The 16,460-nt window shown below is 57.3% G+C and carries 16 protein-coding genes; 12 read left to right on the top strand and 4 right to left on the bottom strand.

From position 1 onward, the window contains the following. Positions 1-68: 68 nt before the first annotated feature. From ACF0H7_RS25520 to ACF0H7_RS25505, 4 genes are all read left to right on the top strand, one after another. Positions 69-2,525, top strand: a complete 2,457-nt coding sequence (locus tag ACF0H7_RS25520; protein WP_397454019.1) for a fimbria/pilus outer membrane usher protein — start codon at positions 69-71, stop codon at positions 2,523-2,525. Beyond that, positions 2,522-3,274 carry a molecular chaperone gene (locus ACF0H7_RS25515; protein WP_397449608.1) on the top strand — a complete coding sequence of 251 codons (753 nt, stop codon included), beginning with the start codon at positions 2,522-2,524 and terminating at the stop codon, positions 3,272-3,274. Before ACF0H7_RS25520 ends, ACF0H7_RS25515 begins: the two co-directional genes overlap by 4 nt. Continuing rightward, positions 3,271-4,260, top strand: a complete 990-nt coding sequence (locus ACF0H7_RS25510) for a fimbrial protein (protein WP_397449607.1) — start codon at positions 3,271-3,273, stop codon at positions 4,258-4,260. Before ACF0H7_RS25515 ends, ACF0H7_RS25510 begins: the two co-directional genes overlap by 4 nt. Before the next feature lie 131 nt (positions 4,261-4,391). After that, entirely contained in the window at positions 4,392-4,640 is a 249-nt protein-coding gene (locus ACF0H7_RS25505; protein WP_397449606.1) for a hypothetical protein, read from the top strand. Positions 4,641-4,782: 142 nt separating this feature from the next. Here ACF0H7_RS25505 and ACF0H7_RS25500 read toward each other — a convergent pair whose 3' ends face one another. The 4 genes from ACF0H7_RS25500 to ACF0H7_RS25485 all read right to left on the bottom strand — a co-directional run bounded on the left by ACF0H7_RS25500 (position 4,783) and on the right by ACF0H7_RS25485 (position 7,522). Beyond that, positions 4,783-5,544 carry a YkgJ family cysteine cluster protein gene (locus ACF0H7_RS25500; RefSeq protein ID WP_397449605.1) on the bottom strand — a complete coding sequence of 254 codons (762 nt, stop codon included), beginning with the start codon at positions 5,542-5,544 and terminating at the stop codon, positions 4,783-4,785. Positions 5,545-5,728: 184 nt separating this feature from the next. Further along, on the bottom strand, positions 5,729-6,049 hold the full coding sequence (locus ACF0H7_RS25495; protein ID WP_397449604.1) for a hypothetical protein: 321 nt from the start codon (positions 6,047-6,049) through the stop codon (positions 5,729-5,731). 67 nt (positions 6,050-6,116) lie between these two features. Then, the gene (locus ACF0H7_RS25490; RefSeq protein WP_397449603.1) at positions 6,117-6,560 is read right to left on the bottom strand and encodes a GNAT family N-acetyltransferase; all 444 of its coding nucleotides are present in this window, start codon (positions 6,558-6,560) and stop codon (positions 6,117-6,119) included. Between the two features lie 62 nt (positions 6,561-6,622). Continuing rightward, positions 6,623-7,522 (bottom strand): chemotaxis protein, encoded by a 900-nt coding sequence (locus ACF0H7_RS25485; RefSeq protein WP_397449602.1) that lies wholly within the window; start codon positions 7,520-7,522, stop codon positions 6,623-6,625. Between the two features lie 304 nt (positions 7,523-7,826). On the opposite strand from ACF0H7_RS25485, the gene hmpA reads away from it, so the two are divergent. From hmpA to ACF0H7_RS25445, 8 genes are all read left to right on the top strand, one after another. Continuing rightward, positions 7,827-9,008, top strand: a complete 1,182-nt coding sequence (gene hmpA / locus ACF0H7_RS25480) for an NO-inducible flavohemoprotein (RefSeq protein ID WP_397449601.1) — start codon at positions 7,827-7,829, stop codon at positions 9,006-9,008. Between the two features lie 314 nt (positions 9,009-9,322). Then, on the top strand, positions 9,323-9,832 hold the full coding sequence (locus tag ACF0H7_RS25475; protein ID WP_397449600.1) for a disulfide bond formation protein B: 510 nt from the start codon (positions 9,323-9,325) through the stop codon (positions 9,830-9,832). Positions 9,833-10,291: 459 nt separating this feature from the next. Further along, the gene (gene cyoA, locus ACF0H7_RS25470) at positions 10,292-11,230 is read left to right on the top strand and encodes a ubiquinol oxidase subunit II (RefSeq protein WP_397449599.1); all 939 of its coding nucleotides are present in this window, start codon (positions 10,292-10,294) and stop codon (positions 11,228-11,230) included. Positions 11,231-11,233: 3 nt separating this feature from the next. Then, positions 11,234-13,216 carry a cytochrome o ubiquinol oxidase subunit I gene (cyoB, locus tag ACF0H7_RS25465; protein ID WP_397449598.1) on the top strand — a complete coding sequence of 661 codons (1,983 nt, stop codon included), beginning with the start codon at positions 11,234-11,236 and terminating at the stop codon, positions 13,214-13,216. A 3-nt stretch (positions 13,217-13,219) separates the two neighbouring features. Then, positions 13,220-13,849 carry a cytochrome o ubiquinol oxidase subunit III gene (locus tag ACF0H7_RS25460; protein WP_397449597.1) on the top strand — a complete coding sequence of 210 codons (630 nt, stop codon included), beginning with the start codon at positions 13,220-13,222 and terminating at the stop codon, positions 13,847-13,849. Further along, on the top strand, positions 13,850-14,206 hold the full coding sequence (gene cyoD / locus ACF0H7_RS25455; protein WP_397449596.1) for a cytochrome o ubiquinol oxidase subunit IV: 357 nt from the start codon (positions 13,850-13,852) through the stop codon (positions 14,204-14,206). It begins immediately after the preceding gene. A 10-nt stretch (positions 14,207-14,216) separates the two neighbouring features. Beyond that, entirely contained in the window at positions 14,217-15,104 is an 888-nt protein-coding gene (gene cyoE, locus ACF0H7_RS25450) for a heme o synthase (RefSeq protein ID WP_397449595.1), read from the top strand. A 449-nt stretch (positions 15,105-15,553) separates the two neighbouring features. Next, a complete protein-coding gene (locus ACF0H7_RS25445; RefSeq protein WP_397454018.1) occupies positions 15,554-16,450 on the top strand; it encodes a glycosyltransferase family 2 protein in 897 nt (298 codons plus the stop codon). The last annotated feature ends 10 nt before the right edge of the window (positions 16,451-16,460 follow it).

Here is a 16,460-nt window from a genome sequence, read left to right as displayed (position 1 = left end):
AAAGGCTCAACCGAAGTATCGGCGGCCTTAGCCGCTGCATAAAAGGCGCGTTTGGCGTGGCGTTGGCCATGCCGGCCATTGCCAGCGCCGAAACCCAAATCGAAGGCGGCAACCCCTCGCCAGTGAAATTCAACACGGCTTTTATTCAGGGCACTCAGGAGCCGCCTGATCTTCAGGAATTTCTCCGGGGCAACAGCGTGGTACCGGGGACATACAGTGTCGACGTTTACGTCAATCGCGCCTTGAGTGGGCGGCGCGATATTACCTTTGCGCGCAATTCGCTATCGGGGCGTATCGAGCCCTGTCTGACGGCGGAAATGTTGCAGGGGTTTGGTCTGGATATGGAGCGGCTGCAAAAGGATGCAGGGCTCGACAGTGACGCAGCGTCGGCGAGCTGTTTTGATTTGGCTAAGCACCTGGAATTCGCCCGTGTCGACTACCTGCCCAACAGCCTGCGCCTGAATATCAGTGTGCCGCAGGCCGCGATGGCACGCAGCGCTCGTGGTTATGTTCCGCCGGAGTTGTGGGATGAGGGCGAGACGGCGGCCTTCATCAATTACAACTTCAACGGCGTGCGGCGGCGAAACCAACAGCAAACCACCGATCAGTATTATTTGGGGCTGCGTAACGGTCTGAACCTTGGGGCGTGGCGTCTGCGCAATGAGTCGTCGCTGACCTATGGCGACAATCAGCCGTACACCTACCGCAGCAATCGTACCTACGCCCAGCGCGATCTCACGGGTCTGAAAAGTCAGCTGACGCTGGGGGAGATTTATTCCAACTCGACGGTCTTCGACAGTGTTCGCTTTCGCGGTGCCGAAATCGATTCGGACGACGGCATGTTGCCCGACAGTGAGCGGGTGTACGCGCCGACGATCCGAGGTATTGCCGAGAGCAATGCCACCGTGGAAGTCCGGCAGAATGGGTATTTGTTGTACAGCGGCAGCGTGTCTCCCGGACCGTTCGAAATCACCGACATTTATCCCGGTGGTTCCAACGGTGATCTGCTGGTGACGGTAATCGAAGCCGACGGCCGCACGCGAACCTTCACACAAGCCTTTACCTCGTTGCCGATCATGGTGCCGCAAGGTGCGTTGCGCTACAGCGTTGCGTTGGGGCAATACGACAGCAACACCGATCACCGGTCATCGCCGGCATTGACCAGTGGCACCTTGATTTATGGCCTGACCGAGCGCGTCACGGCGTTCGGTGGACTGCAATGGGCCGAGGAATATCAGGCGGGCAATGTGGGCGCGGGCATCAACTCGGCTGTAGGAGCGATCTCAGCGGACCTGACACAGTCGGCCAGCAAGGTTCGGGGCCAGACTGATCATGGGCACAGCCTGCGTTTGCGCTATGCCAATTCCCTTGAGGCGACCAGCACCACTTTTGCAGTCGCCGGCTACCGCTATTCCACCGAGAAATTTCGCACGCTGGAGGACCATGTCGACGAGTTGGATGCGCAAGTCGGGCAAAGCGTCATCGGTCGTGCCAAGGACCGCCTGGAACTGAATGTCACCCAGTCGTTGCTGGCATACAACAGCTCGCTCAGCCTGACTGCCAGCGATCAGCGTTACTGGAATCTGCCGGGTAGCACCCGTCAACTGTACCTGGCGTACAACGGTGTATGGGGGAGCGTCAGTTACAGCCTGTCGGTCGAGCGCAATCAGCAGCTCGACAGCAATGGCCAGTCTGTCAGCGATAACCGGGTTTCTTTGAGCCTGACCGTACCGTTGGGAACGAGTGCTGCTTCGTCCCGCGCGTCGTTCAACCTGGTGCGCGACAGCAGTGGCGAGTACAACGCCCAGGCCGGTTTGAATGGTCAGGTGCTGGATGACCGCAACACCTTTTATTCGGTGCAAGCGGGACACGACAACAGCTCCGGCTCGTTCGGTTCCGGCAAGCTCAATACCACCCAACCCTATGGCCGTTTCGAAGCCGGTTATAGCCAGGGACGTGATTACGACGCGCTCAGCCTTGGCGCTGCCGGCTCGCTGGTGGCCCATGGTGGCGGGGTGAACTTTGGCCAGCCGGTGGGCGAGACCTTTGCGCTGGTCGAGGTGCCGAGGATCAGTGGCGCGAAATTGACCACGTACAACAACGTCGAAACCGCCGCCAATGGTTATGCAGTCCTGCCTTATACGCAGCCCTATCGGACCAACTGGGTCAGTCTGGACACGCGACAGCTGGGGGCCGACGTTGATGTGGATAACGCCATTACTCAGGTGGTGCCACGGCGTGGCGCGGTGAATGTCGTGCACTTTCAGGCGTCGGTCGGGCGTCGGGTGCAATTTGAGTTGCTGAGGGCTGACGGCCGTAAGTTGCCATTGGGTGCCAGTGTCGAGGACGAGCGCGGCAAGGTGTTGGCGGTGGTCGATCCGAGCAGTCGTGCGCTGGTGTTGAGCGATCAGGATCAAGGCGTACTGCGGGTGAAATGGTCCGATCAAAGCTGCAGCTTTTCCTACAGCTTGCCGCCCAAAGACCCACAGCGAGCTTACGAGCGGCTCAAGGTCGTCTGCCAATGAAGCGCTGGCTGATCAGTCTGGTGTTGCTGTTGTCCAGCGGCGCCCAGGCAGCGGTGTCATTGAGTGGTACCCGGCTGATTTTCGACGGTGCGTTTGGCGAAGTCAGTATCGAGGTGCGCAATCGCAGCGACCATGAGGTGTTGCTGCAAACCTGGTTGAGCGAGCCCTCGGCGACCGATGTGGAACCGCCTCGCGAACTGCCGTTTGTGGTCACTCCGCACTTGTCGCAACTGCCGGCCAACGGCAGGCAGGCACTGCGGATTCTCTACGAAGGCGTTGGTATGCCGCTGGGGCGTGAGTCGTTGCTGCACCTCTACGTGATGGAGATTCCACGGCGCAGCGAGGGTGAAAATCAGTTGAGCATTGCCATCCGCCAGCGAATCAACGTGTTCTATCGACCGCCGGGGTTGTCGGGTGATCCGGCCGACACCGCGCAGCGATTGCGCTGGCAACTGAGTCGGGACCCTTCCGGCAACACTACGTTGCAGGTCAGTAACCCGACGGCCTATCACGCTTCGGTGCAACACCTGCAGCTGGGGTCGCGGGAGGTCAGTGATTATCTGTTGTTGCCTCCCGCTGAAACGCTGCGGCTGCCACTGCCTGAGTTCGAGGCGGCTCAGAAACTGACATTCAAAGCACTCACGGACTACGGCGGGCAGCGCAACTTCGTCGCTGATGCCGACTGGCACATGCCCTTCAGCGCTCGGCTGTTGCCGGACGCCACTTCTATCACGGACGTTCAACCATGAAAGATCTTCGCTGGATTCGACCCTTGTTGCTGTTGCTGGTACTCAGCCCGGCGAGTGCTTTTGCCCTGGTCTGCAAAGAACAAAACTCAGGCTCAGCGGTGATTCACGCCGACTTGAGCAGTGCAGTGGCGATCCCGGCGTCGGTGCCGGAAGGGACTGTGGTGTGGCGCTCCGATCGGCTCAATATTCAAGTGGAGTGTTTCAAGGACGGCCTGCAAGAGCAGCAGGAAGAAGTGTTCCTGTACCTGAATCCAGACAGCCTGCTGATAGGTCAGGGTATTCGTGCCGGGTTGACGCTGGACGGTGTCGATTATGTGCAGAACAGCGGTCGCATCAGCACGCGCCAGAGACTCCCGGTGTGTCATGAGGGCGACTCTAATATCGACGCCTGTCCACGCATCAGCTTCAATCTGGCGTTCTCGGTGTTCATCGAGAAATTCGGCCCGACGCCGCCTTCAGGGGTAGGCAGCCACCTGCTTAACTACCGGATGTTTCAACTGGACAGTGGGGCGGGTATTAACCCGTTGCCAGGACACAACCTGAATTACGTAATCAATAACCTCAACGGCTTGCGCTTCATTGCCTGCGACGCGGAGTTGCAGATAGTGCCGGAAACAGTGGAGTTCGGCTCGATCGGGATTCAGGGGGTGAAGGTGGGTCAAGTGGTCGAACGCCGACCCTTCTCGTTGTTGACCAGCCGCACCTGCGACACACCGTTTAGCCTGGGGGCGCGTTTCAGGCCGATGTCGGGCGTGCTTTCCGGCGATGTGTTGGTGCCAGCGGCCAACAACGGCGTAGGGATCCGCATCGCCAATGCGGTGAGTGGCAACACAATCCCCTACAACCAGCCTTTCCATTTGGCTGACTTGCTGGCGCAAAGCCCGGCATCCAGAGCCGACTTTGAAGCGCAGTTGCTGTGGAACAGCGCGAAGCCCACGGCGGGCGCCTTCGAGGCAGAGGTCATTGTTGACCTGTTTTACAAGTAGCGGTTCATGGGCGGCAAACGATGGGAGGTTGACGCGTATGGCGGCAGGTCGTCGGCGATTCAGGTATGCTGCCGGGTTTTGGGCGACTGCCGATTTCGCCAGATGATCAACTTGATACTTTTGGAGCTTCCATGACCACCCCCGAACACACACCCGCTCCAGAAGCCGCCGCCGACGACGAGAATGCTGTCGAGCAAACCGTGGACGCCGGCAAACAGCGTCCGGCAATCCCGGACTTCCGCTTTTCCTTCAAAGCGTCGGAGTTTGCCCCGGCCAAGACTCAGGATGAGCCCTACTACAAAAAGAAGGGTAAATCCGATCACACCAAAATCCCTGGCGCTGCCCCTCATGGCACGCGCAAGTCCATGGGCAAACGCTGATAGGGGTCTGTTCGAAAAGTCGGCGAGCGAAGGTCAGGCAAGGCAAAAGCAGGCGAGGAAGCGGAGTTTAGGGTCCTAAATGAGCATTCCGAGCCTGTTTTTAACGCAGCATGGCCGAGCGCAGCCACTTTTCGAACAGAGCCTAGGCTGTTTGCTGCAAGGAGATAAAGGTGTAATTCAACGGGTCGCTGCTCACCACGTGGGCACCGGCCCGTTGTAGTGTCTGGGCGATCTCCACCCCCGCGACATGAAACGACCAGCCGGATTCGGCGGACAGTTCAGGCAAGGCGTCGGCTTCGCTGATCTGCTGCACGGCGGCAGCGAATGCCTGCATATCCGGCAGGTACGCGGCGAAACCATTGCCCTTGAGGGCGGTGGTGCGAATGCCCAACAACTGGCAGATAGCATCCTTGGCGGCAATTTCATCGCGGTCGGCCTGGCGTGACTGCTCGATCAGCGCCAGCAGTTGGGTGTCCACTACATTGCCGCCAACAATTAAGTCCGGACCTTGTTGCCAGGATTCGGTTGGGCAGTCCTTGGCTTCCGGTCGCAGTGGAATATGTGGATTGATCTCCATCGGATAAATCCGACAGACCAGCGGACGCCGATCGTAGATGCGGCACAGGTTCTCTGCGTCAAGATTCCGGCAACGGCCAACGTTAAAGGCGGCGAAGGTGATGGCCACATACACCTGCGCATTGCCGCTGGGCACTCGGTGAGAACGTCGCTCGGCATGCCCGCGCTGTTCGGCCGATACACCGTAACCGTCTTCGAGGAAGGCCTCGGCCAGCACAATCACCGAGCCGCCGTCGGCCGCCCATTGTCTGGCCTCTGTCAGTGTCAGCGGGACATGGTGGTCAGTGCAGCACTTGCCACAACCGACGCAGGAAAACTGTGTGTTCATTGAGCTGTAAGACCCGAGAAGGCATGCGTTGAGGGTGACAGATCACCGCCGGATGCAGGTCTCGAAGCAAGTTGTACGCCAGCCGTTGACACCGGTTAACTGTAGGAGCGAGCTTGCTCGCGATGGCGGCGTGCCGGACACACCGCGTCAAGCTGATCGCGGGCAAGCCCGCTCCTGCAATGATTCACTTCTTCGGCGTCGTCGCGCCATCCCACTCGGTCACCACCGCCGTCTTGCTCTTGCGCTGATAAAGGCACAGCTCGGTGCCGACCTTGTTCTTCATGAACGGCTGCGGGTAGTGGCCTTTGAGCAGCAGGGCGTTGTAGCCAACGCTGTCGTCAAACATCGCTGCTGTGCCGGCCGGTTTTACATCTTTGAGCTGGCTGGCTTTGATGCAGCTACTGATCACTGCCTTGTCCAGATCGCTCCAGGCCTGCTCGCTGGAGGCCATGGCCTGGCTGGCGACAACCGTCAGGCCTGCCAGCAGCAATAGGGATGCTTTCATTATTAATTCCTTTTTTGGGTGTCACTTTCGAGCGGCGGATTATGGCAGGCAGGGCGCAGGATGCGTCTCAGTTGGTCGCAAGACGCTGGACGTAACCCATACCTGATGTTTCATACAGACGTCGCGCCGGCTCGTTGGTTTCCAACACCTTGAGATCAAGGCAGGCTTCGCCCCGCAGACGAAACACGGTAAAGGCGTGATGCAGAAGGGCACGCGCCAACCCCTGACGTCGAGCACGAGGATGGATCACCAGGTCCCTGATAAAGGCGCTGGTCCAACACTGAGCGACGCCAATCAAGCCCTGATCGTCAGCGACGACAAAGCACAGGCTTGGATCGAACTCTGCATCGTGGGTAAAGGCCGAAAACCAGGAGGGGTAATCCGGGAAGTGGCCGCAGCCGAGGTTCAACAGTTGGTGCACGGCTGGCGCGAGTTCAGGGTTGAATTCGAGCAGACGACTAGCGTGCGGCCACTGTGGAGGAGGGCAGGGCTGGCGCAGATCCCGCCGCATCAGCCAGCACCAGGACGCAGGGTCCTGGTGTTCGCTGCTGTTTATATAAGAGGCGCTTCGGGTTACAGGCCCTTGGCTTCGACCGTGCGGGCGGCCTGAATCAAGCATTTGGTCAGCTCGGGTGAGGAGAACTTGGTCAGTACGGCATCTGCCCCTGCGGCCTCGGCTTTTTCGCTGTTCATCTTGCTGTCCAGCGAGGTATGCAGCAGCACGTACAGTTCCTGGAAGTCCGGCGTTTCACGCAGGGTCCTGGTTAAGGCATAGCCGTCCATTTCCGACATTTCAATGTCAGACACCAATACGTTGATTTGTTCGGCGGTGCCTTGCAGTTCCAGCAGGACGTCGATGGCTTCCTTGGCGCTGCGCGCGGTATGGCAATCGATCCCCAGGTTACGCAGGGTGATCAGGGATTGCTGCAAGGCGACCTGACTGTCATCGACCACCAGAATTTTGGCCTTGGCCAGCACCAGCGCATCTTCTTCACTGAGTTGCGCTGCCTCGTGGACGATCTTCGCCGGGGCGATACCGTGGATGACTTTTTCGATGTCCAGCACCTGTACCAGCACGCCTTCGACCTGGGTCACGCCGGTGATGAACGACTTGCTGCCGGCGCCAAAGGGTGGCGGGCGAATGTCGGTAGTCAGGCAGTGCACGATCTTGCTCACGGCTTGAACGTGCAAGCCCTGCTTGGAGCGGCTGACGTCGGTGACGATCAGGCAGCCACCGTCCGGGTCAACCAGGGGTCGTTCGCCGATGGCGCGACTCAGGTCAATCACTGACAGCGAAGCGCCGCGCAAGGTGGCGACGCCTTTGACGTGAGGGTGGGATTCGGGCAGGCGGGTCAAGGTCGGGCAGGGGATGATTTCACTGACCTTGAGCAAATTGATCGCCATCATCTTGCCGCTGCGTAGGGTAAACAGCAGCAGCGAGAGGGAGTCTGCGCGGACGTTCTTCGAGGACATATCAACCTTCTGCGAATTAAAGGCGTCGCTACACGGGAGCGGCGAGCAGCTTTCTATAAGGGGTTATCGACTTGCACGGGGCAGGCTTGAGGGGATTTGTGGCCAAAGCCTGGAAAACCGCGTGAGCATGGCGCCCGGCACAGGAGTCATAAAGACGATGACAAGTCATTATGACTACCATGCGTTTTGTGTCTTTTTGACTGTTTATTCATATCTATTTGATTTTAATACAAAAAATAACTGGCACGGAAAATGGAATGTAGAGAGTAAACCAGCTAGAAGCCTCGCGGCTCAGGAGACCCCCATGTTGAATGCTCAAGATCGTGCCATCGTTAAGTCCACCGTGCCACTGCTCGAAAGCGGCGGCGAAGCACTGACCACCTACTTCTATAACATGATGCTGCGCGAATACCCGGAAGTGCGCCCACTGTTCAACCAGGCCCACCAGGCCAGCGGTGACCAGCCGCGTGCCCTGGCCAACGGCGTGCTGATGTATGCCCGTCACATCGACCAACTGGAGCAGTTGGGTGATCTGGTGGCGAAGATCATCAACAAGCACGTCGCCCTGCAGATCCTGCCTCATCATTACCCGATCGTCGGCACCTGCCTGATCCGCGCCATCGAAGAAGTGCTGGGCAGCGAAATCGCCACGCCGGAAGTGCTGCAGGCCTGGACCAATGCCTACAACCAACTGGCCGACATCCTGATCGGTGCCGAGCGCACCATCTATGACGACAAAGCTGACGCTGTCGGCGGCTGGCGTGGTCCGCGTGAATTCAAGGTGGCCAAGCGCGTCGATGAAAGCGCTGAAATCACCTCCTTCTACTTTGCACCGGCGGACGGCGGCCCGATCCTGTCTTACGTCGCTGGCCAGTACATCGGCATGCAGCTGTTTATTAACGGCGAAGAGACGCGTCGCAATTATTCGCTGTCGGCCGTGGCCGATGGCACGCACTACCGCATCAGCGTCAAGCGCGAGCCGAACGGTGTGGCGTCCAACCACCTGCACGACCACATGCCGGTCGGCGCCAGCATCAAGCTGTTCACGCCGTCGGGCGAATTCACCCTGACTGACAGCGACAAGCCATTGGTGCTGCTCAGCGGCGGCGTGGGCATCACACCGACCCTGGCCATGCTGGAAACCGCGCTGGCGACTTCGCGCCCGGTACACTTCATCCACTGCGCACGCAACGGTGCGGTCCATGCCTTCCGTGACCGGGTCGATGGCCTGGCCGCGCGTCACCCGCAGCTCAAACACTTCTATTGCTACGCCGAGGACGATGGCGTCAGCCCGGCTGCGCACAAGGTTGGCCTGCTTGACCAGCAGCAGTTGGAGGCATGGTTGCCGGCGAATCGTGACCTGGACGCATACTTCCTCGGCCCGAAAGGTTTCATGGCCGCGATGAAGCGTCAGCTGAAGGCCGCGGGCGTGCCTGAGCACCAGAGCCGTTATGAATTCTTCGGTCCGGCTTCCGCATTGAATTAATTCTGCGCAATAAAACAATGCCGCCGGTCTCTTTCGAGAGACTGGTGGCATTGTTGCGTCTGTTATTTGCAAGTTTACGTGCGACTATTCGACGCAGTATGTAAAGTGTCACTGCGACCAAGTGCCGCAGTGTCGCAAGTTTACCTGCGACACAATGACGCAGTATCTGGGGCAGGTATGAACCATCGATCTGCCCAATTGTTCCGTATAGCAGTTTGCCGCTTGAGTCGGCAACATCGGCCCATGAATATCGCGAGCGACCGAACAGCGGTGCATTTACACTTCGGACCACACCATTTCAGATAGGTAAAGGGATGAGCGACAACATGATGTACCTCAGACGCGAGAAGCGCTTTCTGGTCCTGCTCGGGGTGATCTGCCTCGCGATGATCGGCGGCGCCCTGTACATGCAGGTGGTGCTGGAAGAGGCGCCGTGCCCGCTGTGCATCCTGCAGCGTTACGCCTTACTGTTCATTGCGATCTTCGCGTTTATCGGTGCCGCCATGCCTGGAAGCCGCAGTGTCACGCTGCTCGAGGGCCTGGTGATGCTCAGTGCTTTAGGCGGTATTGCCGCTGCCGGGCGCCACGCCTACATTCTGGCTAACCCGACCGAGAGCTGCGGCGTAGACATCTTGCAACCGATTGTCGATGGTCTGCCGCTGGCGAGCTGGTTCCCGCTGGGGTTCCAGGTTGATGGTTTCTGCACCACGCCTTATCCGCCGGTATTGGGGTTGTCGTTGGCGCAGTGGGCTTTAGTCGCATTCGTGCTGACGCTGGTGCTGGTGCCGCTGGGCATTCTGCTCAACCGTCGCAACGGCCGCTAAGCCCGTAAATACGGCGCTGAAAGCCTTGTTTTCCCCACGGAAAGCAGGGCTTTTTTATGCCTGAAATTCGATTTTTACAGATTCTGAGAAAAACTGTTGCTGAATAAGTCATAGTCATTAAAAGGTTACATATCTACAATCGCCAGCATTCATCGGTCAGCAACCGTTCGAACTTAGCAAACTGCGATATCAAGCGCCCCTATGCAACTTATGTAGGCCGCGCCGGGTATCAGGAACTGAAGCCCTTTCAGAATACCCGCCAAATGGAATTGGACTGCTAACTCAGCCCGTTGCCCCCACTCGAATAAGAAATCTTTGTTATTTCGGACTTGTCGATTAGCTCCTCAGCTGTATTGGCCGGCCCATATTCGAATCCAGAAAATATGCCAACACCGGCAGGTTGAAGTGTTGGCGGTCGAAACCCAACTGCACTGCGCAAGCTGCTTTAGAGGTCGTGAGATGAGTAGAAAAAGGTACCCCAGACTGTCTGGCTTTTTGGCCCTTTTGAGCATGCTTGCGCTCAGTGGTTGCAACATGACCCTGCTCGATCCAAAAGGCCAAATCGGCATCGACGAGAAAAACCTGATCATCACCGCCACGCTGCTGATGCTGTTGGTCGTGGTTCCCGTGATCATCATGACGTTCGCCTTCGCCTGGAAATACCGCGAATCGAACACCAAGGCGACTTATGCGCCTGATTGGCATCACTCGACGAAAATCGAAGTCGTGGTCTGGGGTGTTCCAACCATCATCGTCGCCGCGCTGGGTGTTCTGATCTGGAAATCCAGTCACGACCTCGACCCGTACAAGCCGCTGGAATCCACCGTCAAACCGGTGACCATCGAAGTGGTCGCGCTCGACTGGAAATGGCTGTTCATCTATCCGGAACAGGGCATTGCCACCGTCAACGAGATCAAGTTCCCGGCCAACACCCCGGTTAACTTCCGCATCACGTCCGACACCACCATGAACTCGTTCTTCATTCCAGGCCTGGGCGGTCAGATTTACGCCATGGCCGGTATGGAAACCAAGCTGCACCTGATCTCGAATGAAAATCACGTGTACGACGGTATGGCGGCGAACCTGAGCGGCGAAGGCTTCTCTGACCAGAAATTCAAGGCTTATGCCACTTCTCAGGCCGACTTTGACGCCTGGGTTGCAGCAGTCAAAAAAGCACCACACCCGCTTGCCCTGGCTGAATTCAAAGAGCTCGCCAAGCCAAGCGCGAAAAACCCTGTCGAGTACTTCGACACCGTTCAACCCGACCTGTTTCAGACCGTCATCGACCAGTATGAAGGCATGAACAAGGGCATGGGCAAGCGCCATGAGGCCGGTGAGTCGAAGGAAGTGACAGAAGTGGACATGAACAAGCATTCGGCTGCCGGGGCAGAGGAGTAAGAGATGTTCGGTAAATTAACTCTGGAAGCGATTCCCTTCCACGTACCGATCGTGATGGTGACGCTGTGCGTCATCATGCTGGTCGGTGCTGGATTGCTCGCTGCTATTACGTACTACCGCAAGTGGTCCTATTTGTGGAGCGACTGGCTGACTTCGGTCGACCACAAGAAAATCGGCGTGATGTACATCATCGTCGCTTTGGTCATGCTGCTGCGTGGTTTTGCCGACGCCATCATGATGCGTTCCCAGCTGGCCCTGGCCAGCGGCGGTTCCGAGGGCTACCTGCCTCCTGAACACTACGACCAGATCTTCACCGCTCACGGTGTGATCATGATCTTCTTCATGGCGATGCCTTTCGTGGTCGGCCTGATGAACATCGTCGTGCCGTTGCAGATCGGTGCCCGTGACGTTGCCTTCCCGTTCCTGAACTCCCTCAGCTTCTGGCTGTTCGTGGTGGGTGCGGTGCTGGTTAACCTGTCGCTGGGTGTCGGCGAGTTCGCACGTACCGGCTGGGTTGCTTATCCACCGCTCTCCGGCTTGCAATACAGCCCGGGCGTGGGTGTCGATTACTACATCTGGGCACTGCAGCTATCGGGTTTGGGTACGTTGCTGACAGGGGTGAACTTCGTTGTCACCATCCTGAAAATGCGCGCCCCTGGCATGACCCTGATGAAAATGCCGGTGTTCACCTGGAACTGCCTGTGCACCGCGATCCTGATCGCTGCCTCGTTCCCGATCCTCACCGCAACTCTGGTTCTGCTGACGCTTGACCGTTACCTGGGCATGCACTTCTTCACCAACGAGCTTGGTGGCAACCCGATGATGTATGTGAACCTCATCTGGGCATGGGGTCACCCTGAAGTTTACATCCTGATCCTGCCGGCCTTCGGTGTGTTCTCGGAAGTGACGTCGACGTTCGCCAAGAAAGCGCTGTTCGGCTACAAGTCGCTGGTCTACGCGACCATCGCGATTACTGTTCTGTCCTTCGTTGTATGGCTGCACCACTTCTTCACCATGGGTTCGGGGGCGAACGTAAACGCCTTCTTCGGGATCATGACGATCATCATTTCCGTACCGACGGGCGTGAAGATCTTCACCTGGCTGTTCACCATGTTCCGCGGTCGTATCCAGTTCACCACACCTATCCTGTGGACCCTGGGCTTCATCGTGACCTTCAGCATCGGCGGCATGACCGGCGTACTGCTGGCGGTACCGGGCGCTGACTTCGTGTTGCACAACAGCCTGTTCCTGATCGCGCACTTCCATAACGTGATCATCGGTGGTGCTGTGTTCGGTTACCTGGCGGGCTTCGCCTACTGGTTCCCGAAAGCGTTCGGCTTCAAGCTGAACGAGCGTCTGGGCAAGTACGCGTTCTGGTGCTGGATCGTCGGTTTCTACCTGGCGTTCATGCCGCTGTACGTACTGGGCTTCATGGGCATGACCCGTCGTCTGAACCACTACGACAACCCACAGTGGACGCCTTGGCTGATCGCTGCCTTCGTTGGCGCCGTGGTGATCATGTTCGGCATCATCTTCCAGATCGCACAGCTGGTTGTCAGCATCCGTGATCGTGAGAAGAACCGTGACGTGACCGGCGACCCGTGGGATGGCCGCACCCTGGAATGGGCTACTTCGTCGCCACCTCCGTTCTACAACTTTGCTGAAGTGCCGCACGCTGACGAGCTGGACCACCATTGGGCAGTCAAGGCCAAGGGTGTGGTCGAGAAAGTCAAAACCGCAGCCGACTACAAAAAGATCCACATGCCGCGCAACACCGGTGTGGGCCTGTACATCGCCTTTGGCAGCCTGATCTTCGGCTTTGCGTTGATCTGGCACATCTGGTGGATGGCAATCGTCGGTCTGGTGGGCATGGTCGTGACGTTCATCATTCGTACCAACGATGACGACATCGACTACTACGTCCCTGCCGAAGAAGTGGCGCGGATCGAAAATGCACGCCTTCAAGCTATGGCCAAGCAGGTTTAAACCATGTCGAACTTAGTATTAGATAGTCAGTTAGAAAGTGAGGTAGGTCATGCTGAGGCGCATGACGACCACCACGACGCCGGGTCGATGACCGTATTCGGCTTCTGGATCTACCTCATGACCGACTGCATCCTGTTCGCGACGATCTTCGCCGCGTACTCGGTGCTCAGCAACAACATTGCCGGTGGTCCATCGGGCAAAGACATCTTCGAACTGCCTTACGTGCTGGTCGAAACCTTCTGCCTGCTGTTCAGTAGTATCACCTACGGCTTCGCCATGCTGGCGTTGCACAAGGGTAACAAGAAGGGCGTCATGGCCTGGTTGGCCGTGACCTTCTTGCTGGGCCTGGGCTTCATCGGGATGGAAATCAACGAATTCCATCACCTGATCGCCGAAGGCTTCGGTCCTGATCGCAGTGGCTTCCTGTCCGGCTTCTTCACGCTGGTGGGTACCCACGGTCTGCACGTGACGTCCGGTCTGATCTGGATGGCTGTGTTGATGTTCCAGATCAAGAAGAAAGGTCTGACCGCAACCAACGCCACCCGTCTGAGCTGCCTGAGTTTGTTCTGGCACTTCCTGGACGTGGTCTGGATCTGTGTGTTCACCGTTGTTTATCTGATGGGGACCCTGTAAATGGATCACGTACATATCAATGATGGCCACGCCACCGAGCACGGCCACGCCGGTGCTGATCACGGTAGCCTGAAGTCCTACGCGATTGGCTTCTTCCTGTCCGTGATCCTGACGGTGATTCCGTTCGGTCTGCTGATGCATCCGATCTTTGCCCAGCCTGTCACCCTGGCAATCGTCGTTGTGTTCGCTGTGGTGCAGATCTTTGTGCACCTGGTGTTCTTCCTGCACATGAACAGATCGTCCGAGCAACGCTGGAACGTCCTCGCGTTTGCTTTCACCGGCCTGATCATCGTGATCGTTGTTGGCCTGTCGTTGTGGGTGATGTACAGCATCCACACGAACATGATGGCGCACTGAGGAAATCCACATGTCACTGAAGCACTTTATCCAAATCACCAAACCGGGGATCATTTTCGGTAACGTGCTTTCGGTGGCGGGTGGCTTTTTCCTGGCCTCTAAAGGGCACGTCGACTTCGGCCTGTTCCTGGCGGCGGCGATTGGCACTTCACTGGTTGTGGCATCGGGTTGCGTGTTCAACAACTGCATCGACCGTGACATCGACGTCAAGATGGAACGCACCAAGAATCGCGTATTGGTCCAGGGTCTGGTTTCGTTGAAACTGGCCCTGGTCTACGCCTTCTTGCTCGGTGTGGCCGGGGTTGGCCTGTTGTACACCAAGGCCACGCCGCTGGCGGCGTTGTTTGCGGTTATCGGCTTTGTGATTTACGTCGGCTTCTACAGCCTGTACCTGAAGCGCAAGTCGGTGCATGGCACCCTGGTGGGTAGTCTGTCAGGGGCCATGCCGCCCGTGATCGGCTACGTGGCAGTGACCAACAGCTTCGACATGGCTGCACTGACCCTGCTGGTGATGTTCAGCCTGTGGCAGATGCCGCACTCGTATGCCATCGCGATCTTCCGTTTCAACGACTACCTTGCGGCCTCGATTCCGGTTCTGCCGGTCAAGCGTGGCATCGTGGTCGCCAAGCGGCACATCCTGATCTACATCCTGGCATTCCTCGTGGCCACGCTGATGTTGACCATCGGTGGCTATGCAGGTTTCAGCTACCTGGCGGTTGCCGCGGCCATGGGCATGTACTGGTTGTACATGGCCTGGACCGGCTACAAGGCAGTGGATGACACGGTCTGGGCACGCAAGCTGTTCGTGTTCTCGATATTCACCATCACTGCCCTGAGCGTCATGATGTCGCTGGACTTCAAAGTACCGACCGAGCTGCTGCTGACGTACGCACACTGAGTCAGCGTCACGCTCAACTAGAAACGCCCCGTTCTTCGAGAGAGGAACGGGGCGTTTTTTTGTGCTTGAATCTAGGGGGATGTAAAGCGGCCAAAACTGAATAGGCAGGGAGGTAGGCTTATCGCTACTCCGAAGTGTTCAGTGGCGGATGCTCCCGTATAAGACAGTACAAATTCGTCTCACTAACGCCTCCATCCCGCTTATTTCCACCGTGAAAATATAACAATCGGTGAGTTTTCGGCCTAGTTTGATTGCCTGTAGCGTAAAGCCTGCATTGAGCTCATGACAAAGGTGGCGTACATGGATCATGATATGTCGGCTTTAGTACAGTGAATGTAACGTGCCGTTCCGATATTCGCCGCCAGGGAGGTTGCCGATTATCGGGTCCAGAAAAATTCAAGCCAGTTGAATAAATGGCTCTGTCAAATGACGTAGTGACACATTGAATGATGACTGAAGAATTGACCTCCAGGCGTAAACAGGCGAGGGACATGGGGCCGCTTGTTTCTATTGTGGCGCCTTGCTACAACGCAGAAAAATATCTGGAGGACGCGCTCGCGAGTATCTTTGCTCAGGACTACGCCAACACCGAAGTCATCATCGTTGACGATGGATCGACCGACAGCAGCTATGCCATGTTGCAGGCATTGCAAAAAACCTATGATTTCCAACTGTACACGCAACCCAATCAGGGCGTCAGTGCGGCGCTGAATCACGGGTTGATGTACGCCAAGGGCAAGTACGTTTCCACGCCGGACCTAGACGACATCATGCTTCCAGAGTCCGTCCGTATAAGGGCTGAGTACCTGGATAAGCATCCCGAAGTGGGCTGTGTCGGGGCGCTGGTCGTGTATATGGACAGCGAAGGTAAAAATGTAAAAACGCAAAAGCTGGCAGCAATAAAACGGCTGGATTTTGACGAGATTCTCGCTAACGCGATTGTCGTGGGCGCACCGGTTTCTCTGTATCGCATGGATGCACTGCAGGCCGCGGGCTTCTACGAGCCGAGCATTAAAGTACAAGACTTCCAGATGACCCTGAGAATCGCCAGTCAGGGCTACCAAATACATGTATTGCCGGTCAGCGTGACGCGTTATCGGCGCCATCCCAACAACTTGTCCCGCCGTTACAAAGTCCTGCTCGACGCCGACATGAAAGCCATCAGCCCTTACCAGTCACATCCTGGCTATGAGAAGGGCAGGGTGGTACTTGTCAACAAGGCACTTAAATACGCGGTCGTTACCGACAAGAAAGATGCCTGGCGTCTGCTGCGCAGCATCCCGCTGATGCGATTCAACAAGACCACTTTTCGTCGATTGAAACGTCTATTGCTGCACCGCTCATAGCAGGCCGTCG

Source organism: Pseudomonas sp. NA-150, assembly GCF_044336365.1.
In the GTDB taxonomy this organism is placed as follows: Bacteria; Pseudomonadota; Gammaproteobacteria; order Pseudomonadales; family Pseudomonadaceae; genus Aquipseudomonas.
Note: the sequence above shows the minus strand (reverse complement) of the source record. Positions and strands in the feature narration are given on the sequence as shown.

Excerpts from the sequence above, each read along its gene's own strand:
- cyoB (WP_397449598.1), top strand. The coding sequence starts at position 11,234 with ATGTTCGGTAAATTAACTCTGGAAGCGATTCCCTTCCACGTACCGATC.
- hmpA (WP_397449601.1), top strand. The coding sequence starts at position 7,827 with ATGTTGAATGCTCAAGATCGTGCCATCGTTAAGTCCACCGTGCCACTG.
- ACF0H7_RS25495 (WP_397449604.1), bottom strand. The coding sequence starts at position 6,049 with ATGAAAGCATCCCTATTGCTGCTGGCAGGCCTGACGGTTGTCGCCAGC.
- cyoD (WP_397449596.1), top strand. The coding sequence starts at position 13,850 with ATGGATCACGTACATATCAATGATGGCCACGCCACCGAGCACGGCCAC.
- ACF0H7_RS25490 (WP_397449603.1), bottom strand. The coding sequence starts at position 6,560 with ATGCGGCGGGATCTGCGCCAGCCCTGCCCTCCTCCACAGTGGCCGCAC.
- ACF0H7_RS25515 (WP_397449608.1), top strand. The coding sequence starts at position 2,522 with ATGAAGCGCTGGCTGATCAGTCTGGTGTTGCTGTTGTCCAGCGGCGCC.
- ACF0H7_RS25520 (WP_397454019.1), top strand. The coding sequence starts at position 69 with ATGCCGGCCATTGCCAGCGCCGAAACCCAAATCGAAGGCGGCAACCCC.
- ACF0H7_RS25510 (WP_397449607.1), top strand. The coding sequence starts at position 3,271 with ATGAAAGATCTTCGCTGGATTCGACCCTTGTTGCTGTTGCTGGTACTC.
- ACF0H7_RS25445 (WP_397454018.1), top strand. The coding sequence starts at position 15,554 with ATGACTGAAGAATTGACCTCCAGGCGTAAACAGGCGAGGGACATGGGG.
- ACF0H7_RS25475 (WP_397449600.1), top strand. The coding sequence starts at position 9,323 with ATGAGCGACAACATGATGTACCTCAGACGCGAGAAGCGCTTTCTGGTC.
- cyoA (WP_397449599.1), top strand. The coding sequence starts at position 10,292 with ATGAGTAGAAAAAGGTACCCCAGACTGTCTGGCTTTTTGGCCCTTTTG.
- ACF0H7_RS25505 (WP_397449606.1), top strand. The coding sequence starts at position 4,392 with ATGACCACCCCCGAACACACACCCGCTCCAGAAGCCGCCGCCGACGAC.
- ACF0H7_RS25460 (WP_397449597.1), top strand. The coding sequence starts at position 13,220 with ATGTCGAACTTAGTATTAGATAGTCAGTTAGAAAGTGAGGTAGGTCAT.
- ACF0H7_RS25485 (WP_397449602.1), bottom strand. The coding sequence starts at position 7,522 with ATGTCCTCGAAGAACGTCCGCGCAGACTCCCTCTCGCTGCTGCTGTTT.
- cyoE (WP_397449595.1), top strand. The coding sequence starts at position 14,217 with ATGTCACTGAAGCACTTTATCCAAATCACCAAACCGGGGATCATTTTC.
- ACF0H7_RS25500 (WP_397449605.1), bottom strand. The coding sequence starts at position 5,544 with ATGAACACACAGTTTTCCTGCGTCGGTTGTGGCAAGTGCTGCACTGAC.